Source organism: Actinomadura fibrosa (assembly GCF_900659615.1).
Classification (GTDB): domain Bacteria; phylum Actinomycetota; class Actinomycetes; order Streptosporangiales; family Streptosporangiaceae; genus Spirillospora; species Spirillospora fibrosa.
On sequence record NZ_CAACUY010000001.1, the window covers coordinates 66,370 to 90,601 of the forward strand.

Consider the following 24,232-nt stretch of genomic DNA (forward strand, 5'->3'; position numbering starts at 1 on the left):
CCGCCGTGCAGGTCAGCGCTTCTTGGGCTCGCGGATGAACGCGGCGGTGCGGGTGGTCCCGGAGCGCTCGCCGAAGACGAGGACCTGGTCCCCGTTGGCCAGGGCCGAGAGCGTGGACTTGGCGCCGTTCTCGCGGACGCGGGTCTTCGCGTCGGTGGTCCAGGTCCAGGTGGCGCCGTCGGTGCTGCGGACGGTCAGCGCGGCGCCGGAGCGTCCGGTGACCTGCCCGCGCTGCCAGGTCGCGAGGTGGTAGCCGTCCTTGCGCTTCACGGTCGCCTCGCCGTGGACACCGCGCAGGCCGCGGATCGCCCGCGCCGCCCGCGGGTGGTCCTTGCGGGGCTGCGCCTTAGCGGACGTCGAAGGCGACGGCGAGGGGTTGGCCGCGGCGGCAGGGACGGCGACGTACAGGCCGAGGCCGAGAAGGCCGGCCGCACCGAAGCCGGCCGCGAGAGTCTTCTTGTTGGTACGCATGCGGCCATGTAACCGGCGCCGCCTGGCAGAACCCCGCACAGGACCCTGGGAGAACCCTGGGAATCGCCTGCGGTCTCGCCGACGGCCGGGTCAGGGCGCCTGGTCGTCGGCCAGGGTCGCCAGGACCTGCTCGCCGTACTTGGCCAGCTTGTTCTCGCCGACGCCGTTCACGCGCCCGAGCTCGGCGAGCGAGGACGGCAGGGCGGTGGCGATCTCGCGGAGCGTCGCGTCGTGGAAGATCACGTAGGCGGGGACGCCCTGCTCCTTGGCGGTGGCGCCGCGCCAGGCGCGCAGCCGCTCGAACACCGGCACCGCCTCGGCGGGCAGCTCGACCGGGGCCTTGCGCTCCTTCGCGGCCTTGGCCGCGCGGGCCGTCGCGCGCTCCGGCTCGCGGCGCATCATGACCTTCCGCTCGCCGCGCAGGACGTCGCCGCTCGCGTCGGTCAGCACCAGGCAGCCGTGGTTGCTCTCCACGGCGACGAGCCCCTGCGCGAGGAGCTGGCGGACGACGGCGCGCCACTCGGCGTCGCGCAGGTCGGTGCCGATGCCGAAGACCTTCAGCGAGTCGTGGTCGAACTGGATGACCTTCGCGTTCTTCTTGCCGAGCAGGATGTCGACGATGTGCCCGGCGCCGAACTTCTGCCGCCGCTCCCGGTCGAGCCGGACCACGGTGGACAGCACCATCTGCGCCGGGACGGTCGCGTCCCACGTCTCCGGCGGGGTCAGGCACGTGTCGCAGTTGCCGCACGGCTCGCCGGACTGCCCGAAGTAGTTGAGCAACTGGACGCGACGGCACTCGACCGCCTCGCACAGCGCCAGCATCGCGTCGAGGTGCTGGCTCTGGCGGCGGCGGTGCGCGGCGTCGCCCTCCCCGCCGTCGATCATCTTGCGGAGGTTGACGACGTCCTGGAGCCCGTAGGCGAGCCAGGCGGTGGACGGCAGCCCGTCGCGTCCGGCGCGGCCGGTCTCCTGGTAGTAGCCCTCCACCGACTTGGGCAGGTCGAGGTGCGCGACGAAGCGGACGTCGGGCTTGTCGATGCCCATGCCGAACGCGATCGTCGCGACGATGACGAGGCCGTCCTCCCGCAGGAAGCGCGCCTGGTTCGCCGCGCGGACCTGCGCGTCCAGACCCGCGTGGTACGGCAGCGCCTCGATGCCGTTCTGCGTGAGGAACTCGGCGTGCTTCTCCACCGAGTTGCGGGACAGGCAGTAGACGATCCCGGCGTCGCCCTTGTGCTCGGTCTGGAGCAGGTGGAGGAGCTGGCGCTTCGCGTCGGTCTTCGGCTCGATGCGGTACTGGATGTTCGGACGGTCGAAGCTCGCGACGAAGTGCCGGGCCTGCTCCAGCCCCAGCCGGGACGCGATCTCGGCGCGGGTCGCCTCGGTGGCGGTCGCGGTCAGCGCGATGCGCGGGACGTCCGGCCAGCGCTCGTGCAGCCCCGACAGCATCAGGTAGTCGGGGCGGAAGTCGTGCCCCCACTGCGAGACGCAGTGCGCCTCGTCGATCGCGAACAGCGAGATCGTCCCGCGGTCGAGGAGCTCGACGGTCGCGGGCACGCGCAGCCGCTCCGGAGCCAGGTAGAGCAGGTCGAGCTCGCCCGCGACGAACTGCGCCTCGGTCACGCGGCGCTCGTCGAAGTCCTGGGTGGAGTTCAGGAAGCCCGCCCGGACGCCGAGCGCCCGCAGCGCGTCGACCTGGTCCTGCATGAGCGCGATCAGCGGCGAGATGACGATCCCGGTGCCCCGCCGGACCAGGGCGGGGATCTGGTAGCACAGCGACTTGCCGCCGCCGGTCGGCATCAGGACGAGGGCGTCCCCGCCGGAGACCACGGTCTCGATGATCTCCTGCTGGCCGGGCCGGAACGCGTCGTAGCCGAACACGCGCCGCAGCGTCTCCAGCGCCCTGCCCGCCGCGTCGGACATGCCGCCGGACGCGCCGGGCGCCGCGTCCGGTGCGCCCGACGCCGCCTCGCTCAGCTCGGTGCCGATCTCGGGGGAAGCCATCGGCCCATCCTATGAGCCGCCGCCGACACTCGTCCGGAGGAACGGAGCGCCGCTCCCCCGGACGCCGGTCTCAGCGCTTCAGGCCGTCGATCAGGTCGGGGGTGAGGGCGTCGAGGTCGTCCGCGACGAAGGAGGCGAGGGCCAGGGCGTCCGGCGCGGGCGGGTGGGCCGGGCGCGGGATGGCGATCACCTGCATCCCCGCCGCGTGCGCGGAGCGGAGGCCGTTGCTGGAGTCCTCGATCGCGACGCAGTCCGCGGGGGAGACCTCCATCTGCGCGGCCACGGCCAGGTAGCCGTCGGGCGCCGGCTTGCCCGCGTCGACCTCCTCCGTGGACACCGTCGCCACGAACAGGCTCCCCACCCCGAGCTTGCCGAGGACGAGGTCGATCAGCGCGCGCGGGGACGAGCTGGCCAGCCCCAGCGGACGGTGCGCGGCCAGGCGGCGGACGGCCTCCTCGGCGCCCGGCAGCAGCGGCAGGCCGTCCGCGTACCGCTGCGACATCTGGTCGACGACCTCGTAGGCGACCTCGTCGGCGCTCAGGCCACCGATGAGGTCGGTGGCGAGGTAGTCGGCCCACTCCGCCGTGCTCATGCCCATCAGCCGGTCCTGGGTGTCGGGCAGCCAGCGGCCGCCGCGGTCGGCGACGTAGGCGCGCCGGACCTCCTCCCACACGGGCTCGGAGTCGATGAGAACACCGTCCAGGTCGAACACGACGGCCCGCACGGACATGGGTCCCTCCAGGGGTTCGGCACGCGTGATCACTACCCGGTGCGATCGCGGGGGAACCCGGCGCGATGGTTCCGGCGAACCCCCAGGGACCTGTATATATCCGGCGAATCCGACACGGTGCGGCGGGTGTCTGGCATGGTGGGTGATCTCCGTCCCCCTCCGGAGCTCACCGCAGAGGAGATCTGCAATGGTGTTCGTTGGCTTCCTCCTGCTCGCCGCCGCGATCGCGGTCGGCGCCGGCGTGGTCCTCGACGACGGCGGACCCGCGCACCTCGTGGTCTTCGGCCGGACCGTCCCCGGCGTGGAGGAGCAGTGGCAGGTGTTCCTCGCCGGCGCGGCCGTCGCCGTCGTGTTCGTCGCCGGGATGTCGCTCACCTTCATGGGCGCCGCGCGCCGCGTCCGTGCCCGCCGCGACCTGCGCTACCTGCGGGAAGAGCACGAGGAGTCGCTCACCACCCTGGAGATGGAGAAGCGCCGCCTGGAGCGGGAGCTCGCCCGCGTCCGTGGAAGCGGCGCCTCCGGCCCCACCGCTCCAGACCCGTCCGGCGCCCCGGGCCCGTCCGGTCCTCCGGTCCCGCCCGCACCCCGCCGGACGCCGCCAGCCCGTCCCGCGGCGCCCGCCGTGCGCGTCGCCCCGCGCTCGCAGATCCCGGCCACATCTCCCTTCTTCGACCGGACCGAATGAGCGCGCCTCGTCCCCGATGATGAGCGGGACGGCCGGCGAAATCGCCGCGTGGAGGGATTCCGCGGACGCCGCCGCCCAGCAGGATCGTGATGTGCGGATTCTTCTCAAGGTGGGCATCACCGCGGTGGCCCTGTGGGCCGCCACCGCGCTGATCCACGGCATCACGGTCACCGGCGACTCGGCCGGCCGGCGCGCGCTGACCCTCATCGCCGTCGCCGTCATCTTCGGCCTCGTCAACGCCGTCATCAAACCGGTCGTCAAGACGCTCGGCTGCGCCTTCTACATCCTCACCCTCGGCCTCATCGGGCTGGTGGTGAACGCGCTGCTGCTCTGGCTGACCAGCGAGCTCGCGGAGGAGCTCGACCTGCCCTTCCACGTCGCCGGGTTCTGGTCGGCGTTCTGGGGTGCGATCGTCGTCGGCGTCGTCGGCTGGCTCCTCCACCTCGTCCTCGGCGGGGACGACGACGATGACTGACCGCCCGGACGCGGCCGCCGCTCAGCCGTCCAGCAGATGGGGCGCGGCCACCGCGGCGCGCTCGAACGGCCCGTGCTCCAAGCCGTCGACCCCGGCGTACTCGCGGTAGGACACCGGACGCGTACCGGGCTCGCCGATCAGCACCCAGCGGCGGGCCCGGACCGCGCCGATCAGGAAGTCCGCGTCCGTGACCGCCCCGGCCCCGGCGACGACCAGCGCGTCGAACTCCTCCCCGTCCACCGCGACGCCCGCGCCCAGCGGGGTGCCGACGACCACGTCCGCGGTGCGGAGCAGGACCTCGCTCGCCGCCTCGGACGCCTCACCGCCCTCCATGAACCCCCTGAGCTCCTCGATACGGGCCATCGCCCGCCGCTGATGCGTGGGGATCAGCTCGGCGTCGTCCGCCGGATCGGCGCCGCAGATCTCGCGGACGTTCTCCCGCGAGCGCGCCTCCGCCTCCGCCGCCGTCGCCTGCTCGGCGTCCCGCCTGGCCAGCTCCTCCGCCGCCTCCGCCACGTGCCGGTCGAGCGCGGCCCGCACCTCCGCCGCACGGGACGCCGCCTGCTCGGCCTCCGCCCGCGCGCGCTGGGCGGCCGCGAGAGCCTGCTCGCGGGACGTCCGGGCGGCGTTCACCCGCTCCTCGATCACATGGGCGGCCTGCTGCGCGCCGCGTGCCTCCAAACTCGCCTGCGTGGCCCGGTCGACGGACTCCGCGGCCAGCCTCGCCTGCTCCCGGTGCTCCGCGCCCGCCTTCTCCCGCTCCGTCGCCAGCCACGCCAGCTCCGTCCCGAGCCGCTGCTGCGCCTCCTGCGCCGTCGCGAGCCGCGACCCGCCGTCCGACACGAACGCCGCGATGCCCTGCCGGTGCTCCTCCGCCCGCTCCGCCGCGTCCTTGGCCTCCTTCGCCCGCCGCGCCGCCTCGTCCGCCTCCCGCGCCCGGGCCTTCACCTCCGCGCGCAGGCCGTTCAGCCCGGACGGCGGCGACGCGACGTGCAGCCGCTGCCCGAGCGTCATCTTCCGCCGCAGCGCCGACAGCGCCGACTCCGCCGACACCAGCCGGTAGTAGCTCGCATGCCCCTCGGCCGCCGCGTCCGCGTCCGCCGCCGCCAGCCGCTCGGCCTCCTCCGCCGCCGCGGGCAGCGCCTGCCTGGCCCGCTCCAGCTCGTCCACCAGGGACTCTTCCAGCCGCCGCGCCGAGTCGAGCTCGTTCTTGGCCGTCATCGCCCGCTGATCGAGCTCGGCGCACCGCGCGAACGCGGCATCCGCCGTCCGGGTCAGCTCGCCCGCCTCCGCGGCGGCCGCGTCCGCCACCGCCTGAAGCCGCTCCGCCTCCGCCCGCGGACCCTCCAGCTCCGCCTCCGCCTCGGCCTGCACGACGGCCAGCCGCTCCGCCTCCGCCTCGGCCTCCTCAGCCGCCCGCCCGGCCGCGGCGACCACGCCCTCCGACTCCTCGATCCCCGCCGCCAGCGCCGCCTGCTCCGCCTCCAACTGCTCCCGCCGCCGCAACCCCTCCGCCTGGACGGACTCCAGCGCCGCCGCGTCCCGGGGCCACTGCTCCAACCACATCAACCCGCGCTGCAACATGCGCGCTTCCGTCCGCCACGACTGCCGCCACGCCTCCCCGACCGGCCGCACGACCACCTCGCGCACCCGCGCCTCGGGCGCCTGCGGCGCTTCGCTCCCGACCTCCGGGACGACCGGCGCGGGCAAGGTCTCATCGGCGCCGACCTCGTCCGGAATGACCGGCAGCCCCTCGACCCGGGTGACCACCGACGGGGACTCCGGCTCGTCGGGCTCCGGCAGACTCACCGGCCGGAACTCGACCGTCCCGTGGGCCCCGAACTCCCTGACCGGCAGATCCGCCGCCCCGGCCTCCTCAACGACGGGCGCCGCGATCGTGCCGGTACTTCCCTCCTCCACGGGCCGGGTCTCGATCAGCAGCGGGAAGACCTCGGGATCGTCCTCGAAGCCTTGCAGCAGCTCAGCGGCCCTCTCCTGCGTCGGCGCGAGCAGCAACGCCCGGTCACCCCCGGCCGCCAGCGCCTTGACCACCGCACGGACCGCCTCGACCTCCGCCGCCCCGTCCCGCACCTCGACGAGACGGACCTGATCCGTCCCCTGCGCCAGCGACCCGGGCGACACGAGCAGCCGTGCGAGCACCTCCCAGTCACCCGCCACCCGTCCCTCACGCAACGCCCGCAACGCCGCGACATGCGGCGCCCACCCCACCGGCGGCACGGCCTCGGGCACCGCCCTTACTTGCGCGTCGAGCCGCTCGTACACCTCGGTCAGCGCCCCGAAGACGCTCTCGACCAGCTCCCGCCCACCCCACGCGTCCTGCTCCACACCAAGCGGCGGCGTGACGTTCGCCGACCCAGCCTGATCCCCCACAGGCTCGATCGGCATCGTCTCGAACCCCGATCGAGCATCCAGCACAGGCTCCTCAAGCCCCCCGACAACAGACCCGCCGTCCCCAACATCAGGCACGGTCTCCTCAGGACTCCCCGCCAAGGAAGCCGCCACATCACGCCCCACCTCGGCAGATGCGCCCGGCACGCCGGAAGGGGACCCAAGCCCCGTGGACACCGCCGCGTCCTCGCCGGGCATGGACACGACCTCAGACTCCGGCAGCGCAACCGGATCGGGCGCAGGCGCAGCCTCGGTCGGCGTGGGGCCGCCCTCGAATCCGGGAGCGCCCGAGAGTGGCTGCTGGGCCGCGGGTGTCACGGGCGTGGCTTCAATGGGCGCGTCCCCAGACCCGAGCGCGCCCGGGGCGGGCTGCGTGGGCGTGGACGCATCGCCAGCTTGCGCGGACGTGTTCTCGGTGGGCGCGTCCGGAGTGGCCGAAGCGGACCCAAACCCCGTGGACACGGGCGCGTCCTCGCCGGGTGTGGACCCCGGTAGCGCAGACGTGGGCAGCGCAGCCGGATCAGGCGCGGGCCCTGGAGGCGCCGACGCGGTCTGGGCGGGCGTGGGGGCGTCCTCAGACCCGGGCGCGGCCGAAAGTGGCTGCGTGCGCGCGGGTGCCACCTCAGGTTCCGGCGTGGCGTATGTGGGCGGCGCGGGCGTGACCTCGTTGGGCGCATCATCAGACGCGGGTGCGGCCGGGGCGGGTTGCGTGGGCGTGGACGCGGCTTCCGGCTCCGGCGCGGCGAAGGTGGGCGGCGCGGGCACTGTGGGCGTGGGCGTGGCCTCGGTGGGCGTGGGCGCGTCGTCAGCTCGCGTGGACGTGGGCGCGGCCTCAGGCTCCGGTAGCGCGGACGTGACCGGCGCGGCCGGATCGGGTGCGGGCCCTGAGGGCGCAGGCGCTGCCTCGGCGGGTGTGGGCGCGTCCTCCAACCCGGGCGTGGCCGAGAGTGGCTGCGTGCGCGCGGGTGCCACCTCAGGTCTCGGTGCGAATGCGGGCGGTACGGGCGCTGTGGACCCAGGCGCCGCTTCGCTGTGGGTGGACGCGTCCTCAACCTGCGTGGACGCGGGCATGACCTCAGGCTCCGGCACGGCAGATATGGCTGGCGCGGCCGGATCGGGTGGCGTGGCTGAAGCGGACCCAAGCTCCGTGGACACAGGTGTGGGCTCGGCGGGCGTGGGCGCGGCCTCAGACCCGGGCGTGGCCGAGAGTGGCTGCGTGCGCGCGGGTGCCGCTTCGGGTTCTGGCGCGACGAATGTGGGCGGCGCGGGCGTGGGCGGCGTGGCCGGATCGGATGCGGTCCTAGTGGGCGCAGACGCGGCCTTGGCGGGCGTGGGCGCATCATCAGACGCGGGTGCGGCCGGGGCGGGCTGCGTTGGCGTGGACGCGGCTGCGGGCTCCGGCATCGCGGAGGTGGGCTGCGTGGGCGTTGTGGGCGCGGGCGTGGCCTCGGTGTGCGTGGGCGCCTCGTCAGCTCGCGTGGACGTGGGCGCGGGCTCAGGCTCTGGCATCGCGGACGTGGCCGGCGCGTTCTCTGGCCCGGGTGCGGCCGGGAGTGGCTGCGTGGGGGCCGGTGTGGGGGCGGGTGGGGGCTTGAGCTCAGGGTCGGGTGTGGTTGCCGGGTGTTGTTCGTCCGGTCCGTTGTTGCCTGCTGACTGCTTCACCGACGCCATCCCGTTCCCAGATCGACCCCGGGGCCGTATTTCTCCCCTTCTGCTCGGGTCTAACGTCTCACAGGTCAGGATCAGCGGTGTCCGGCGAGAACGGCATGGTGATCTTCGCCGTCGCGGGGTTGCGGGTCGGGGTGGACGAGGGCCGCGGACAGGCGGGGCAGGGCGTGCAGGAGGTTGTGCTCGGCGTCCACGGCGACCTGGTGGGCTCGGACGACGGTGGAGTGCGGGTCCACGGTGACGTCGCATTCGGCGCGGAGGCGGTGGCCGATCCAGCGGAGGCGGACGTCGCCCACGGCGAGGACGCCGGGGGTCGCGGCCAGGGCGGATTCGGCGCGGTCCAGGAGGGCGGGGTCGACGGCGTCCATGAGGCGGCGCCACACTTCGCGGGCCGTCTGGGTCAGGACGCCGAGGATCGCGGCTGTGATGAGGAGGCCGACGGCGGGGTCGGCCCAGGGGAGGCCGAGGGCGACGCCGGCCGCGCCGAGGAGGACGGCGAGGGACGCGAAGCCGTCCGTGCGGGCGTGGAGGCCGTCGGCGACGAGGGCGGCGGAGCCGATGCGGCGGCCTACGCGGACGCGGTAGCGGGCGACGAGTTCGTTGCCGCAGAAGCCCACGAGTGCCGCGAGTGCGACGGCCGCGAGGTCGTCCACAGGCTGTGGATGGAGGAGGCGCTGGACGGCCGCGTATCCGGCGGCGACGGAGGACGCGGCGATGGCGAGGACGATGGCGACGCCCGCGAGGTCCTCGGCCCGGCCGTAGCCGTAGGTGTAGCGGCGGGTCGGCGGGCGCCGGCCGAGGATGAACGCGATGGCCAGCGGGACGGCGGTCAGGGCGTCCGCCGCGTTGTGGAGGGTGTCGCCGAGCAGCGCCACCGAACCGGAGAGCGCGTACACCCCGGCTTGGATCAGGGTGGTCGCGCCGAGGCCCGCGAGGGAGATCCACAGGGCGCGCATGCCCTCGGCGCTGGCCTCCAGCGCCGAGTCGACCTTGTCGGCGTGCTCGTGCGCGTGCGGGCGCAGCGTGTGGAGGAGCCTCCGCGCCCGCCCATGCCCGTGACCGTGTCCGCTCATGCTTCAACGATGACGTAGATCACACGTTGCAGCACGTCGACAACAGCGTCGTGTTCGCAGGAGCGAGATCAGTGCGGGTTGGTGGCCAGCAGCTCCGCGAGGAGGTCGTCGAGGGTCACGATGCCCGCGAACTCGCCGCCGTCGTCGTTGATGACGGCGAGCTGGGCGCGGGCGCGGCGCATCCGGGTGACGGCGTCCAGGACGGTCGCCTCGGCGGTGAGGACGGGCGCCGGGTGGGCGAGGTCCTCCGCGCGGCGGTCCCCGTCGGGCTCGGTGATCGCGGCGCGGACGTGCACGATGCCGGTCATGGCGCCGTCGCGGTCGCGGACGAGCAGGCGGCTGTGCCCGCTGGCGGTCGCCGTCCGGCGGATCTGCGCGGCGGTCGCGCCGGCGTCGATCGTGGTGACGGACGTGGCGGGGACCACCAGGTGGCCGACGGTGGCCTCCCGCGCGGAGATGGCGCGGCCGAGGAGCTCGTGGTCGTGCCGCCCGATGAGGCCGAGGCGGCGGGACTCGCCGAGCAGGTGGCTGAGCCGGGCCGGGTCGGTGTGGCTGTCCAGCTCGTCCTTGGGGGTGACGCGGATGAGGCGCAGGAGGCCGTTGGTCGTGGTGTTCAGCGCGGCCAGTATCGGGCGGGAGACCTTCGCGAAGCCGCGGAACGGCAGGGCGAGGATGATCGCCGAGCGCTCGGGGTGCGCGATCGCCCAGGACTTCGGCGCCATCTCGCCGACGACCATGTGCAGGAACGTGATCACGGCGAGCGCGGCGGCGAGCGCGACGGCCTTCGAGCCGGCCTCGGGGACGCCGAGGGCGTGCAGGGGCGGTTCGAGGAAGTGCTCGAAGGCGGGCTCGGTGACGATCGCGAGGCCCAGCGAGCACATGGTGATGCCGAACTGGGCACCCGCGAGCATCAGCGACAGCTCGCGCGTCCCGGCGACGGCGGCTGCGGCGGGCCGGCTGCCGCGGGTCGCGGCGCGTTCGAGCTGCGAGCGGTTCGCGGCGACGAGCGCGAACTCGGCGGCGACGAAGAACCCGTTGCCGAACAGCAGCAGGACGGTGATGAGCAGCGAGGTCAGCGGGTCCATGTCGCCCCCTGGGAGGACGTGGCGTCGGACGGGGCGGGCGACGGGACGGCGCAGGGCGGGTCGGAGAGGTCCGGGCGGCCGGCGCCGTCGGCCGGGGCGGCCGCGGTGGTGCGGATGCGGATCTTCTCGGCGACGCGCCGGGCCACGCTGACGACCTCCAGTTCCACGTGCCCGGGGCGGCCGGACGCGGGGTCGAGGGCGACGGTGAGGCGGTCGCCGGGGCAGGGCAGGCGGCGCAGTTCGGCCATGACGAGGCCGCCGAGGGTGTCGTAGGCGTCGCCCTCGGGGAGGCCGAGGCCGGTCTGGCGGCCGACCTCGTCGATGCGCAGGCCGGCGTCGACGAGCCAGGAGCCGTCCGGGCCGGACGTCGGCGCGTCCTCGCGGGCGTCGGTCTCGTCGGCGATCTCGCCGACGAGCTCCTCGGCGACGTCCTCGAAGGTGAGGATGCCGGCGAGGCCGCCGTACTCGTCGACGACGCAGGCGAACTCCTCGCCGGAGTCGCGCATCCGCTCGATCACCCCGTAGAGGGGCTGGCTGCCGGGGACGAGGAGGGCGGGCCGGGCGATCCGGGCGACCGGGATGGACTGGTCGAGGGAGTCGTCGGCGACCTCGCGGACGCCCGCGACGCCGATCACGTCGTCGACCTCCGTGCCGTAGACCGGGTAGGCGCTGTGCCCGGTCTCGCGGATCAGCGCGACGAGGTCGGCGAGGGGCGCGGTGCCGGGCAGGGTGCTGACCTGGGGCCGCGGCACCATGACCTCGTCGGCGGTGCGGTCGCCGAAGGACAGGGCGCGCTCCAGCAGGCGGGACAGGTCGGCCGGGAGATGGCCGGAGCTGTGCGACTTGCCGATGATGTCGCCGATGTCCTCCAGGGTGGCGCCGCCGTGCAGCTCCTCGACCGGCTCGACGCCGACGGCGCGCAGCAGGCGCTCGGCGGCGCGGTCGAACAGCCGGATCAGCGGCCCGGCGACGGCCAGGTAGACGAGGGTGGACGCGGCCAGCGCGCGCGCCAGGTTCTCGGCGCGCGCGAGCGCGAGGTTCTTGGGGAACAGCTCGCCCAGCAGCATCTGGATCAGCGTGGCCAGGACGAAGCCCGTGGCGAGCGCGATCGCGCCGGTGGCCCCGGCGGGGATGCCGGCGAGGTCGAGCAGCGGCTCGATCAGCTCGGCGAGCGCGGGTTTGGCGATGAAGCCGACGACCAGGGTCGTCATCGTGATGCCGAGCTGGGCGCCCGACAGCATGAACGACAGCCGGCCGATGACCTTGAGGGCCCGCCGGGCGGACGTGTCGCCGCGGTCGGCGGCCGCCTCCAGCGTGGGGCGGTCCGCGGCGACGTAGGCGAACTCCTGGGCGACGAAGTATCCGGTGGCGGCGGTGAGAAGGATCACCGCGAGCACTCCCAGGGCCGCGCTCAGCACGGCGCACCGGGTCTATGACTGGGGTCCGACACCGCGGACTCACCACTCCTCTCGTGAACGACCTACCTTGCGTAACGTCACCTCACACCACGAGGTTCCAGCTGCCCAGGGTACGGCGGCGTGATGATCGCCTCACCTGGGTCGCGCGGCGCGCCGCGGACGGACGGCCGGTGCGCGACGCCCCGCCGCGGCGGGGGTGTCGCGGAAGGAAGACCCTTGTCTCGCTCAGTGTCACGGATCACACTTGGAGGCGAGCGCACGTCCGATCCTGGAGCGGTCTCTGCTCCCAGACCGCCCGGCCGGGGGCGCCACCGGGGACCGACGGGACCGATCGCGGGGCAGATGTGGATGAGAGCGGGGCTGGGGCCGCCGCACCCATGAGCCGGGAGGGCGTCGACCATGCCCTCGGCACCCTCCGGGACGAGCGGGAGCGGATCGCCGCGTCGCTGCTGGAGCTCGACGGCCACCACGGCAACCGGCTGCTGAAGGGGGCGCGGCTCGGCGGGGAGACGTGGCGGCGGTGGGACGCGGCGCAGAACCGGCTGGCGATGCTCTGGCGGCTGTTCGACGCCTACCAGCGCGTCCTGGAGGAGGCCGCCGAGGTGCGGGGGCGGTCGTCGCGGCCCGACGCGGCGACGCTCGTCGAGCTGACCGGGATGCTGTCGGGGACGTCGGTGGAGGTCCCGGACGGCGAGATCCCGCTCCAGTCGCGCACGCTCCTTGGGCCACAGGCGCGGCGGGTGACGCTGGACGAGGCCGTCGCCCTGATGTCGGAGGCCTTCGAGTTCGTGGCGGCGGAGATCGCGGCGATCGACGCGGCGTGGACGGAGCTGCTGCCGCCGCTGGAGGAGGCCGAGGAGACCTGGCGGGAGACGGCGCGGCTCGCCCACGCGCTGGACGGGACGCGCCATCCCGAGCTGGACCGGCTCGGCCGCGAGCTGACCGCGCTGGGCCGGCTGGTCCGCACCGATCCGCTGTCGCTGGTCCGGGACGGCCGGGTCGACACGTCCCGCCTCGACCGGGTCACGTCGGTGCTGGCGTCGCTGCGCGGTGAGCTCGCCGGGGTGGCCCGCCTCCGGGACGGCTACGAGGAGCAGATCGCGCCGATCGCCGCGTTCATCCGGGAGGTGGAGGACACCGAGCGCCGCGCCGCCGAGACGTACGCGGCGGTGCTGGAGAAGATCGAGTCGCCGATGCTGCCGGAGCCGGCCCGCGACCTCGGCGCGGGGCTGCGCGACCGGCTCACCGCGCTGGAGCGGCTGCGGGAGGCGGGCCGCTGGGTCGAGATGGCCGGCCGCGTCGCCGAGCTGGAACAGGCCGCCGCCGACGCGCTGGAACGGGCGCGCAACGACCTGCGTCTCAGTGCCGGACTGCTCGAACGCCGGGGCGAGCTCCGGGGGCGGCTGGAGGCCTACCGGGCCAAGGCCGCGCGCCTGGGCCTGGCCGAGGACGAGACGCTCACCCGGCTCTACGGGGAGGCCCGCGACGTGCTGTGGACGGCGCCGTGCGACCTGCGCGGCGGCACCGTGGCGGTCGCGGAGTACCAGCGTGCGCTCAGGGCGTGCGAGACCGAGACGGGAACGCCGCGATGACCCGATGTGCCCAGGACGGCTGCACGGGCGAGATCGACGCCGACGGCTTCTGCGACGTGTGCGGCATGGCGCCGCTCGCGGAGCCGCCGCCGGTGGACCCGTCCGCCGCGTCCGAGGGGAGCCCCGCGCCGGGGACCGGTGGCTCGTCCGTCCCCGTGGGCCCGCTCTCCGTCGGGACGACCCCGACCCCGCCCGCCGTGCAACCCACCTCCGAATCGAGCGGTACTGGGAGCTCCGGGGACGGATCGGTGCCCTCCGGCGGGACCGGGCGGACGGCGTCGCGCGGCGGGACGCGAGGGACGGGCTCCAGCGGCTCGACCCGGCGCGGGATGCTCGGCGCCGGGCTGGTGGAGGTGCCGCCCGTCCCGGCCCGCGATCCCGCGTCGGCGGTCATGGCGGTCGCCGAGGTGCCGGAGAACCGGCGCTATTGCAGCCGGTGCGGCGAGAAGGTCGGCCAGGGACGCGACGGGCGCCCGGGCCGCACGGAGGGGTTCTGCCGGACCTGCGGGCATCCGTTCTCGTTCACGCCGAAGCTCCGCAAGGGCGAGATGATCGGCGGGCAGTACGAGGTGCTCGGCTGCCTGGCGCACGGGGGCCTCGGCTGGGTGTACCTGGCCCGCGACCACAACGTCAGCGAGCGCTGGGTCGTCCTCAAGGGCATGCTCGACTCGGGCGACGCCGACTCGCTCGCCGCCGCGACCGCCGAGCGCGCGTTCCTCGCCGAGGTCGAGCACCCCAACATCGTCAAGATCTACAACTTCGTGCGGCACGGCGGCTCCGGCTACATCGTGATGGAGTACGTCGGCGGCCGGTCGCTCAAGGAGATCCTGCTCAGCCGCCGCGAGGCCGAGGGCGAGCAGGCCGCGCTCCCCCTCGGCCAGGTGATCGCGTACGGGCTGGAGGTGCTGAGCGCGCTCGGCTACCTGCACGGCGTGGGCCTGCTGTACTGCGACTTCAAGCCGGACAACGCGATCCAGTCCGAGGAGCAGCTGAAGCTGATCGACCTCGGCGGGGTCCGGCGGGTGTTCGACGCCGACAGCCCGATCTTCGGGACGCCCGGCTACCAGGCGCCCGAGATCGGCTCGGCCGGGCCGTCCGTCACCTCCGACCTGTACACGGTGGGGCGGACGCTCGCGGTGCTGAGCTTCCCGTTCCGCGGCTACACGGGACGGCACCTGCGCAGCCTGCCGCCGCGCGAGGAGGTGCCGCTGTTCCAGCGGCACGAGTCCTACCACCGGCTGCTGCGCCGGGCCACGCACCCCGACCCCGCCCGCCGGTTCCAGAGCGCCGCCGAGATGGCCGAGCAGCTCACCGGCGTGCTCCGCGAGGTGCTGTCCGCCGAGGACGGGCGGCCCCGGCCGGCGCCGTCGGCGCTGTTCGGGCCGGAGCAGTACGCCGCCGGCACGGAGATCCTCGGCATCGGGAGCCTCGGCGACGCCCGCCCGATTGCGGCCCGCGCGAACGGATCCCGTGGCGGTAAGGCCCGCGCGAACGGGTCCAGTGCGAAGCTCGCCACCGCGGCCGGTACCCAGGCGAGCGGGGCCGGTGCGGGCGGGCGGGTCGTGCCCGTCCTCGCGCCGCTCTCCTCGGCGGCGGCCGCCGCGGCGCTGCCCGTCCCGCTCGTGTCGGGGACGGATCCGGCGGCGGGGTTCCTCGCGGGCCTCACCGCCCGCGACCCCGGCGACCTCGCCTCCGCGCTGGACGCGGCGCCCGTCCCGTCCCGCGAGGTGCGGCTCGCGCTGGCGCGGGTGCGGATCGAGCTGGGCGACCTGGACGGTGCGGGCAAGCTCCTCGACGAGCTCGGCGCAGACCGTCCCGACGACTGGCGCGTCGACTGGTACCGGGGTGCCCGCGCCCTCGCGGGGGGCCGGTGCGCCGAGGCGGCGGCCGTGTTCACCGACCTGTACGACCTGATGCCGGGGGAGCAGGCGCCGAAGCTCGCGCTGGCCTTCTGCAACGAGTGCCGGGGCGACGCGGCCGGTGCCGAGCGCTTCTACGAGACGGTGTGGCGCACCGATCCCACGCACGTCAGCGCCGCGTTCGGGCTGGCCCGCTGCCGGCTGGACGCCCGCGACCGCGCGGCGGCCGAGCGGGTGCTCGACTCGGTCCCCCGCATCTCCAGCCACTACCAAGCCGCGCAGCTCGCGGCGGTCGCGACGGCCGTGCGCGGGCGCCGCCCCGGCGAGCTGGACGCGGCCGTCCTCGTCGAGGCGGGGCGGCGGCTCCAGTCGCTGCGGCTCGACACCGAGCGGTACGCGGCGTTCGCGGCGGAGGTCCTGGAGGCGGCGCTGGACTGGCTGCGCGCCGACCGCGGCGCCGCCCGGCGCTCCGACCGGCGGGTCCTCGGCGTGCCGTTGCGGGAGCAGGCCCTGAGGGGGGAGCTTGAGGGGAAGTACCGGGTCCTCGCCAAGCTCGCGGGCGGGCAGGAGCAGCGGCACGCGATGGTGAGGCGCGCGAACGCGGTCCGTCCGAGGACCCTGTTCTGATCATGGACGCCGACATGAAGCCCGGCACGGACGCCGGTCGGAAGGCATTAGGGGAGGCGCGCGGCGGGGCCTGCGCGTCCTGCGGCGAGCCCTACGAAGGGACGGACCGGTTCTGCGAGCGCTGCGGCCATCCGCACGCGTGCCGCATCGCCGTCCCGAGGCCGGAGGCCGGGCCCGGACGCTGCGCCGACTGCGGTGCGGGAGCCGTCGGCGCCGACGGGTACTGCGACCAATGCGGCCTGCGGCAGCCGTCAGGCCGGGAGCATCTGGAGGCCGAGCTGAAGGGGGACGCCGGTCCGCCGTCCGCCGCCGCCGTGACGGACGTCGGCTCGCGCCGCGCCCGCAACGAGGACGCGTTCGCCCTCGTGGCACTCCCGCAGGCGGTGTGCGGGGTCGTGTGCGACGGCGTGGCGACGGCTCCCGGGTCCGAGGAGGCGGCGTGGCTCGCCGCCGGGACCGCCGCGCGCGTCCTCGCCGGACGGCTCGCCGCCGGGATGAGCCCCCATCTCGCGATGCGGACCGCCGCGGTCCTGGCGGGCGAGGCCGTGGCGTCGCTGCCGGGCAGCGGCGCGCCGGGTGACCCGCGCGGCCGTCCCGCCTGCACGTTCGTGTCGGCGATCGTCCAGGACGGCGGTGTCACGGTCGGCTGGATCGGCGACAGCCGGGCCTACTGGCTCGCGGGGCCGGAAGGCGGGTCCCGGCTGCTGACACGGGACGACTCGTGGGCCGTCCGGATGATCGCGCGGGGGACGATGAGCGCGGCGGACGCCTGGGCCGACCGGCGGGCGCACCTGCTGACGGCCTGGCTGGGCACCGGCGCGGGCCTGCTCGACCCGCACGTCACGGCGTTCCGGCCCGGCGGACCCGGGCTCGTCCTGATCTGTAGCGACGGGTTCTGGAACGACCTGCCGGACGCGTCGGCCATCGCGGCCGTCGCACGAACCGGCACGAACACGCCCGCAGGCCCGGATCCGGACATGGACGTCGGCGCGGACCCGTTCGCCGATCCGCTCGCCGTGGCCCGGCGCCTGGTGCGGGCGGCGCTCGACGCGGGCGGGCACGACAACGTCACGGTGGCGGCCATCCCGTTCCCGCCGCACGGCCCCGACGGCGCGTCCACCGGCGGAACCGAACCCAGCCTCACCGAATTCAGGGAGCCCGGACCATGACCGACCTTCCCGAGTTCACCATCAGAGTCGACCAGAACCCGTACCTCCCGGCGGACGGCACCGAGATGCACGCGATCATCTCCGTCGAGGCGCGCGCGTCCGCGGGCGCCCGGCCGGGCACCCCGCGCGGCGAGGCGGCCGAGATCATCATCATCGACACCTCGGGGTCGATGTCCTACAGCGGCAAGATGGCCGCGGCGAAGCGGGCGGCGAAGGCGGCGGTCGGCGTGCTGCGCGACGGCGTGCACTTCGCCGTGGTCGCCGGCGCGAACCAGCCGCGGATGGTGTACCCGCAGCAGGAGCGGCTGGTGCGGGCGGGCGAGAAGACCCGGCGGGACGCGGCGGGCGCCGTCCAGCGGCTGGACGCGGCGGGCGGGACGGCGATCGGGTCGTGGCTCCGGCTGGCCGACCGGCTGTTCGCGGGGCACGGCGACGCCGTCCGGCACGCCATCCTGCTGACCGACGGGAAGAACCAGCACGAGTCCGACGAGGAGCTGGAGTCGGCGCTCCGGCAGTGCGCGGGCGCGTTCGTCTGCGACGCGCGGGGCGTCGGCACCGACTGGAACGTCGCCGAGCTCCGCAAGATCACCTCGGCGCTGCTGGGCGGCTTCCTCGACGTGCCCGACCCGCGCGATCTGGAGGCCGACTTCCTCGCGATGGCGCGGGACGCGATGGGCAAGGAGATCGCGGACGTGGTCCTGCGCGTCTGGACGCCGCAGAACGCCGAGGTCGGGCTGATGAAGCAGATGGCGCCCACGGTGGAGGACCTCACCGGCCGCCGGTCGGAGGCGGGGACGCGGCTCGGCGACTACCCGCTCGGCGCCTGGGGTACGGAGCAGCGCGAGTACCACCTGTCCGTGACGGTCCCGCCGGGCGACGTCGGGCGGCAGATGCGCGCCGCCTGGGTGAAGGTGATCGCTCCCGCGCGGGGCGGGGAGGCCGAGCGGGTCCTGGCCACCGGGAACGTCCTCGCGGAGTGGACGGACGACGAGGCGAAGTCGACGAGGATCAACATGCGCGTGGCGCACCACACCGGGCAGGCGGAGCTCGCCCAGGCCATCAACGAGGGCATGGAGGCCCGGCGCGAGGGCGACGAGGACACCGCCACCGCCCGGCTGGGGCGGGCCGTGGTGCTGGCCAAGCGGGTCGGGAACGAGGAGATCGCCGGGCTCCTGGACCGGGTCGTCGACGTCGTGGACGCGGAGTCGGGCACCGTCCGGCTGAAGCGGGACGTGTCCAAGGCCGACGAGATGTCGCTGGAGACCCGGTCCGTGCGGACGGTGCGGACACGCCAGGGCGAGGAGCCCCCGAACGAGGCCGGGAGCTGAGGCCATGCCGGTATGCCCGAGCGGGCACGCGTCCGCCGCCGACGACTACTGCGACGTGTGCGGCACGCTCATGGGGGGCGCGCCGCGCGCCGAGTTCTCCGAGGCGGGCCGGGGTCCGGCGGCGTCCCCGTCCGGGTCCTCGGCGGCTTCGTCACGCGGCGGAGCGGGAGAGGCGGGAGCGCCGGAGGTCTGCCCGAGCTGCGGTACGCCACGGTCCGGACGGTTCTGCGAGGTGGACGGTCACGACTTCGAGGCTGGTGCCGCCCGGACGACCGCCCTGTCCACGGCCCGCGCGGCGGAGATGGCGCGAGCGGCCGGGGCCCGCGCGGGGGAGCGCCCTGCCCGCGCGGTGGAGGACGCATCGCGGGTTCCGCCTCCGCGGGGCGCCGATCCGCCGAGTGGAGCCGAGGCTCCGCCGGGCTGGTCGGTGCTCATCAGCGCGGACCGCGACTACTACAACTCGGTGATCGCGCAGGAAGGCCCCGACTCGGCGTCGCTCGCCTTCCCCCCGTACTGCCCGGACCGCCGGTTGCCGCTGGTGGGCGACCAGGTGCGGATCGGACGGCGCAGCACGTCCCGCGCCATCCTGCCCGAGATCGACCTCAGCGTGCCCCCGGAGGACCCGGGCGTCTCGCACCTGCACGCCGTCCTCCTCGCCCAGCCGGACGGGACGTGGGTGCTGGTCGATCCCGGTTCCACCAACGGGACGACCGTGAACGGCGGCACCGAGCCGATCGCGGTGAACGTCCCGGTGCCGCTGCGGGACGGGGACCGCGTCCACGTGGGCGCCTGGACCACCCTCACGATCACGCTGCGCGAACCGCCGGGCGGGACGGGGACGTCCGGTCCCGGGCGGGAGGGACCGCGATGACTCCGCCTCCGGGACAGCTTGCGCCCGCGACCCGCCCGTCCGCGAAGCCCGCGCAGCCGGGTGCGGACCAGTCCGCACCCCTGGTGACCGGGATATCCGGGAACGTCGCCGAACGGCGGGAGGGCCGGTTGGCGACGTTCGTCCGGGGACGCTGGATCCACACCATCCCGGGGCGCATCCGCGCTTACACGGCCGCGATCCTCGCCGCCCTGGCGGTGCTGCTCACCGTCCTCACCGTGGCCGTCGGCAACGCGCGCGACTCCGTCCAGACGATCGGCCACGACGCCGGACCGCAGGTCGTCGCCACCGGCACACTGTACTTCGCGCTCAGCGACATGGACGCGCAGGTCTCCAACATCCTGCTGATGGGGCGCGACCACGACCTCGGCATCGGCTACGACGCGACGCTGCGGGTCTACGAGCGGCGCCGCGCGGAGGCGGGCGCGGCGGCGGTGCAGGCCGCGCAGCTCGCCAGCCGGGACGCCGACCTGCGGACGACCGTCCAGCAGGTCCTGCAGGGCCTCGGCCGGTACGAGGAGCTCGTCGGGCGGGCCCTGCTACTCGACCAGCAGGCCGACCACCCGGCGGGACGGCTGCCGGGGCAGGTCGTCGACGCCTACCGGCAGGCGACCGACCTCATGCGGCTCGAACTGCTGCCCAAGGCGTACAACATCACGCTCGACAGCGGCGCGAACGTCCGGCAGGCGTACGAGACGAAGCGGTCGGCGGTGCTGTCCGGCCGGGCGTGGGTCGCGGTGACCGGCGCGCTCGTCCTGCTGCTCATGATCGCCGCGCAGGTCTACCTCGCCCGGACGTTCCGCCGCGTGCTCAACCCGGCGATGGTGCTCGCCACGGTCGCGGCGGCCGTGCTCGCCGCCGTCGGCACCGGCCTGCTGACGGCGCAGGCCGGGCACATCCGGACCGCCAAGCAGGACGGCTTCGACTCGATCCTCGCGCTGTCGCGGGCCCGCGCGATCAGCCACAGCGCGTTCGCCGACGAGAGCCGCTACCTGCTCGACCCGGGCCGCGCCGACACCTACGAGCAGACGTACCTCGACAAGTCGCTGTCCGTCCTCTACCCCGATCTCGGCACCAGGCCCGTCGTGCTGGAGAACTACTACACGGGCCTGGACGAGCAGGTCGGCGCGTACACGCCCGGTGGGCCGGTCCGCTTCCTCGGCTTCTTCGGCGACGAGGCGCGCGGGATCGGGCGCGGCGGACCGGAGGCCGACGCCCTCGTCCGGACGCTCCGCTCGTACCGGACCGTCCTCGACAACGACCGCCGCATGCGCGCGCTCGCGGCCGGGAACGACCGGCCCGGGGCCGTCGACCTGCGCATGGGCAAGTCGTCCAGCGCGCTCCGCGACTTCGACGCCTACGACGCGGCCCTGCGCGGGCTGACCGGCGTCCACCAGGACGTCTTCGACCAGGCCATCGACGACGCGGACGGCGGGCTGCGGGGCTGGTCCGCGCTGCCGCCGATCGCCGCCGCGGCCATCGCCCTGCTCGTGCTCGCCGGGGTCCGGCCCCGGCTCGCCGAGTTCCGCTGACCCGCCCGACCAGCCGCCCGACCAGCCGCCCGACCAGCCGCCCGACCAGCAGCCCGACCCGGAGGAGCACGCCATGCGCGCGACCCGCACCGCCGCCGCCGTGGGCGTCCTGACCGTCCTCGCCGGGACGTCCGCCTGCGGGCTGGACGGCTCGGAGCCGCACACCGTGGCCCGCAAGCACTCCCTGGTCATCGGGGTCAAGGAGGACCAGCCGATGCTCGGGTTCAAGCGCGGCGGCACCTACGAGGGCTTCGACGTCGACGTGGCGCTCTATGTCGCGGGCCGGCTCGGGGTCCCGCGGGACCGGGTGCGGTTCCGCACGACGAACTCCTCGGTCCGCGAGTCGGCGCTGGCGTCCGGCGCGGTCGACATGATCTTCGCGACGTACTCGATCACGGCGAAGCGCAAGACGCAGGTCACGTTCGGCGGCCCGTACTACGTCGCCCACCAGGACACGCTGGTCCGCGCCGACGCCACGTCCATCGGGAACGTCCGGGACCTGAAGGGCAAGCGTATCTGTGAGGTGACCGGGTCGAACTCCTGGCGGCGCGTCGTCGAGGAGCGGAGGATCGCGGCGCGGCCGGTCACCGCACCCACCTACGGCGCCTGCATGGACGACCTGGCCGCGGGAAAGCTCGACGCCGTCTCCACCGACGACCTGATCCTGGCCGGGTTCGCCGCGGGCCGCGGCGTCCGCATCGTCAACGCGCCGTTCACGGACGAGAAGTACGGCGTCGGCCTGAAGAAGGGCGACCTGGAGGGCTGCGAGCTCGTCAACCGGGCGATCACCCGCATGTACCAGGACGGGACGGCGGCGCGCCTGCTGGACAAGTGGTTCGGCAAGTCGGGGCTCAAGCTGACGACGAGCGTCCCGCAGTTCGAGGGCTGCTCCTGAACGCGGCTCCGGCATCCATGATCGTCACTGAGAGTGGCCAATTGCGGACACCGTGTCGCGATCGTGCGGCGGGCGGTGCCGTTCCCGTCAGGAAGTGGCCGAGGGCAGGGCGCCGAGGGCCTCGCGGAAGGTGCCGTAGATCGGGACGAACTTGTCGATCCCGGTGATGCGGAAGACGCGCTCGACGCGCGGCGGGAGCGCGATCAGTGCGACGTGGGCGCCGTGCTGCACGGCGCGGCGGTTCGCGGCGACGATGGCGTTGAGGCCGGTGGAGTCGCAGAAGGTGACCTGCCGCATGTCCACGATCATGATGCGGGCGGTGCCCGCGACCTCGAAGAGCGTCTCCTCGAAGCGGGCGCGGGACACGACGTCGATGTCGCCCTGCACCCGCACGAGTGTGCAGCGGTCGTCGTGCATCAGGTTGATGTCGAAGTCCATGAGCCGCCTCGTGCCCTGACGCGAGCGGGCGCTACGGGCCCGTCCTGGGTGACTCCTCAGGATCGCCCAGCCGCGCCCGCATTCCAAGCATTTCCAGGGAAAGGGACCGGGTCGCCCACGCCCGCCCCGGACCGTAACGCCGCGCGCGGGGACCGGTCGGTGGCCCGGCGTCGCCGAGCGGCCGACGGCGGGCCGTCCCGGGGGCCGTGCTCCGGTCGTGCTCCGGGCCGTCCTGCGGCCGTGTCCCGCGCCGAACGCCCGGAAACCGCCGCAATAACCTACTGGAGAGAAACTTACTTCACAGTAAGAATGGTCGGCGGCTCCGTCGCGACGCCGAATGAGACGGAAGTCCAGACGCCCGGTTCTTGACCGGGCAAAATCTCCCGGGGTAGGCCGTGACCTGCACGGAGGCCATTCATGACCGGCCCGGCGGTGAGAAAGGGAGGTGGTGACCGGAGCCCGGATCGGCGCAGAGGTTAGAGTGGCGGTGCCGAAATTCGGGAGGCTGGGTGTTCTACACGTTCATGACGCGCGTGGTGCGTCCGATCCTCTGGCTGCTTTTCCGCCCCCGGGTGGTGGGCGGCGACAACGTGCCGGGCTACGGGCCGCTCATCGTGGCCAGCAACCACCTGTCCTTCATCGACAGCTTCATCATCCCGCTGGCGGTCCCCCGCCCGATCACCTACATCGCCAAGGCGGACTACTTCGAGGGCGGCGGCCTGAAGAAGGGCTTCGTCCGCTGGTTCCTCACCAACCTCGGGCACGTGCCGGTCCGGCGCGGGGCGCGGCGCGCCGCGATGGGCGCGCTGGAGCAGGCCGTAGAGATCCTGGAGAACAGCGGCGCGTTCGCCGTCTACCCCGAGGGCACCCGCTCCCCGGACGGGCGGCTCTACCGCGGCCGCACCGGCGTGGGCTGGCTCGTGCTGACGTCGGGCGCGCGGGTCCTGCCGGTCGCCCTGGAGGGCACCGAGAAGATCCAGCCGATCGGCGCGTCGTTCCCGCGCGTCTTCGGGCCCCGCCCGACCGTGCGGATCGGCCCGCCGATGGACTTCTCGCACTACCGCGACCTGCCGCCCGCCAAGGCACGCCGCGCCATCACGGACGAGATCGTCGAGACCATCCAGAAGATGTCGGGCCAGGAGTACGCCGCCGCCTATAACGAGCGCGCCGACCAGCAGCAGCCCTGACCGCCGGTCACGCGGCGCCCCGGCGGACCGGGCCGCCGGGCGCGCTCAGCCGCCGAGGTTCGGGCTCTTCTCCTTGATGTCGGTGCCGGTCTGGTCCTTCGCGGTCGACTTCAGCCCGTCGATCGCGCCGGACAGCGACCCCAGCTCGCCTGGGTCGACCTGCCCCGACTTCAGCTTCTTGGCCAGCGCGGTCAGCCTCGACCAGACGGCGTCGGCGGGCTGCTTCAGCGCCTTGCACAGCTTCGGGTCGGCGTTGATGAGCTTGCGGGCCGCGTTCAGCCGGTTCGCCGCGAACGCGCCCGCGGCGGCCGCCTTCACCAGCGCCGTCTTGCGGCCGTCCGCGCCCTGCTGGAAGTCGCCCGCCTGGTACGGCTTCCAGATGTAGCGGTGGAAGGCGCCGAACGACAGGCCCGCGTCCGCCGCGAACCGCGTCTTCGCGAACTTCTTCGTCTGCTCGGTCGGGCAGGCCGCGGCGCCCGAGGCGGAGCCGCTCGGCGCGGACGCGGCGGCGCTCTGCCCGGCGGGCGTCACCGGCGCGCCGATCCCGCTGCTCGGTGTCCTGCCGTCGTCGCCTCCGCAGGACGTCAGCATCGTCATCGCCAGCAGCAGGGCGGGCACCACGAGCAGGCTGCGCACCATCGTCCATCCCCCGAGAACGGTCGCGAGGCCGTCCGGCGGGGCCCCTTTCCGGGCGATCT

The 24,232-nt window shown here is 74.4% G+C and carries 19 protein-coding genes; 10 read left to right on the plus strand and 9 right to left on the minus strand.

The features are described 5' to 3' along the window. Positions 1-12: 12 nt before the first annotated feature. From E1300_RS00275 to E1300_RS00285, 3 genes are all read right to left on the minus strand, one after another. Positions 13-471: a DUF5666 domain-containing protein gene (locus tag E1300_RS00275; protein ID WP_131754794.1), complete on the minus strand. Its 459-nt coding sequence runs from the start codon at positions 469-471 to the stop codon at positions 13-15. 90 nt (positions 472-561) lie between these two features. Next, complete coding sequence (gene recQ, locus E1300_RS00280; protein WP_165502610.1) at positions 562-2,475, minus strand: DNA helicase RecQ; 1,914 nt, start codon at positions 2,473-2,475, stop codon at positions 562-564. Positions 2,476-2,545: 70 nt separating this feature from the next. Further along, positions 2,546-3,205: an HAD family hydrolase gene (locus E1300_RS00285; RefSeq protein ID WP_131754795.1), complete on the minus strand. Its 660-nt coding sequence runs from the start codon at positions 3,203-3,205 to the stop codon at positions 2,546-2,548. 187 nt (positions 3,206-3,392) lie between these two features. Here E1300_RS00285 and E1300_RS51225 point away from each other — a divergent pair, with 187 nt between their 5' ends. Further along, positions 3,393-3,890 carry a hypothetical protein gene (locus E1300_RS51225; protein WP_207399403.1) on the plus strand — a complete coding sequence of 166 codons (498 nt, stop codon included), beginning with the start codon at positions 3,393-3,395 and terminating at the stop codon, positions 3,888-3,890. Between the two features lie 91 nt (positions 3,891-3,981). Further along, entirely contained in the window at positions 3,982-4,365 is a 384-nt protein-coding gene (locus tag E1300_RS00295; protein ID WP_131754796.1) for a phage holin family protein, read from the plus strand. A gap of 21 nt (positions 4,366-4,386) precedes the next feature. Here E1300_RS00295 and E1300_RS49720 read toward each other — a convergent pair whose 3' ends face one another. The 4 genes from E1300_RS49720 to E1300_RS00315 form a co-directional block, all read right to left on the minus strand. Further along, entirely contained in the window at positions 4,387-6,771 is a 2,385-nt protein-coding gene (locus E1300_RS49720; protein WP_165502611.1) for a hypothetical protein, read from the minus strand. 1,745 nt (positions 6,772-8,516) lie between these two features. Continuing rightward, on the minus strand, positions 8,517-9,515 hold the full coding sequence (locus tag E1300_RS00305; RefSeq protein ID WP_131754797.1) for a cation diffusion facilitator family transporter: 999 nt from the start codon (positions 9,513-9,515) through the stop codon (positions 8,517-8,519). 68 nt (positions 9,516-9,583) lie between these two features. Beyond that, the gene (locus E1300_RS00310; protein ID WP_131754798.1) at positions 9,584-10,600 is read right to left on the minus strand and encodes a hemolysin family protein; all 1,017 of its coding nucleotides are present in this window, start codon (positions 10,598-10,600) and stop codon (positions 9,584-9,586) included. Continuing rightward, positions 10,588-12,018, minus strand: a complete 1,431-nt coding sequence (locus E1300_RS00315) for a hemolysin family protein (RefSeq protein WP_131754799.1) — start codon at positions 12,016-12,018, stop codon at positions 10,588-10,590. Before E1300_RS00315 ends, E1300_RS00310 begins: the two co-directional genes overlap by 13 nt. 377 nt (positions 12,019-12,395) lie before the next feature. On the opposite strand from E1300_RS00315, the gene E1300_RS00320 reads away from it, so the two are divergent. The 7 genes from E1300_RS00320 to E1300_RS00350 all read left to right on the plus strand — a co-directional run bounded on the left by E1300_RS00320 (position 12,396) and on the right by E1300_RS00350 (position 21,909). Then, positions 12,396-13,610, plus strand: coding sequence for a hypothetical protein (locus E1300_RS00320; protein WP_131754800.1), 1,215 nt, complete (start codon positions 12,396-12,398; stop codon positions 13,608-13,610). A 329-nt stretch (positions 13,611-13,939) separates the two neighbouring features. Then, on the plus strand, positions 13,940-16,096 hold the full coding sequence (locus E1300_RS00325) for a serine/threonine-protein kinase (RefSeq protein WP_442316416.1): 2,157 nt from the start codon (positions 13,940-13,942) through the stop codon (positions 16,094-16,096). A gap of 2 nt (positions 16,097-16,098) precedes the next feature. Further along, entirely contained in the window at positions 16,099-17,265 is a 1,167-nt protein-coding gene (locus E1300_RS00330; protein WP_242618857.1) for a PP2C family protein-serine/threonine phosphatase, read from the plus strand. Next, the gene (locus tag E1300_RS00335; RefSeq protein ID WP_131754801.1) at positions 17,262-18,593 is read left to right on the plus strand and encodes a VWA domain-containing protein; all 1,332 of its coding nucleotides are present in this window, start codon (positions 17,262-17,264) and stop codon (positions 18,591-18,593) included. The genes E1300_RS00330 and E1300_RS00335 overlap by 4 nt, the downstream gene beginning before the upstream one ends. Before the next feature lie 4 nt (positions 18,594-18,597). Continuing rightward, positions 18,598-19,464 (plus strand): FHA domain-containing protein, encoded by an 867-nt coding sequence (locus E1300_RS00340; protein WP_131754802.1) that lies wholly within the window; start codon positions 18,598-18,600, stop codon positions 19,462-19,464. Positions 19,465-19,547: 83 nt separating this feature from the next. Then, on the plus strand, positions 19,548-21,014 hold the full coding sequence (locus E1300_RS00345; RefSeq protein ID WP_242618858.1) for a GlnX family signal transduction membrane protein: 1,467 nt from the start codon (positions 19,548-19,550) through the stop codon (positions 21,012-21,014). Between the two features lie 73 nt (positions 21,015-21,087). After that, the gene (locus tag E1300_RS00350) at positions 21,088-21,909 is read left to right on the plus strand and encodes a glutamate ABC transporter substrate-binding protein (RefSeq protein WP_131754803.1); all 822 of its coding nucleotides are present in this window, start codon (positions 21,088-21,090) and stop codon (positions 21,907-21,909) included. An 87-nt stretch (positions 21,910-21,996) separates the two neighbouring features. Here E1300_RS00350 and E1300_RS00355 read toward each other — a convergent pair whose 3' ends face one another. Further along, positions 21,997-22,347 carry an STAS domain-containing protein gene (locus E1300_RS00355; protein WP_131754804.1) on the minus strand — a complete coding sequence of 117 codons (351 nt, stop codon included), beginning with the start codon at positions 22,345-22,347 and terminating at the stop codon, positions 21,997-21,999. Between the two features lie 509 nt (positions 22,348-22,856). Between E1300_RS00355 and E1300_RS00360 the strand changes: the two genes are divergently transcribed. Continuing rightward, positions 22,857-23,534, plus strand: a complete 678-nt coding sequence (locus E1300_RS00360; RefSeq protein WP_131754805.1) for a lysophospholipid acyltransferase family protein — start codon at positions 22,857-22,859, stop codon at positions 23,532-23,534. Positions 23,535-23,579: 45 nt separating this feature from the next. On the opposite strand, the gene E1300_RS00365 is transcribed toward E1300_RS00360, so the two are convergent. Next, positions 23,580-24,173, minus strand: coding sequence for a hypothetical protein (locus E1300_RS00365; protein ID WP_131754806.1), 594 nt, complete (start codon positions 24,171-24,173; stop codon positions 23,580-23,582). Between the last annotated feature and the right edge of the window lie 59 nt (positions 24,174-24,232).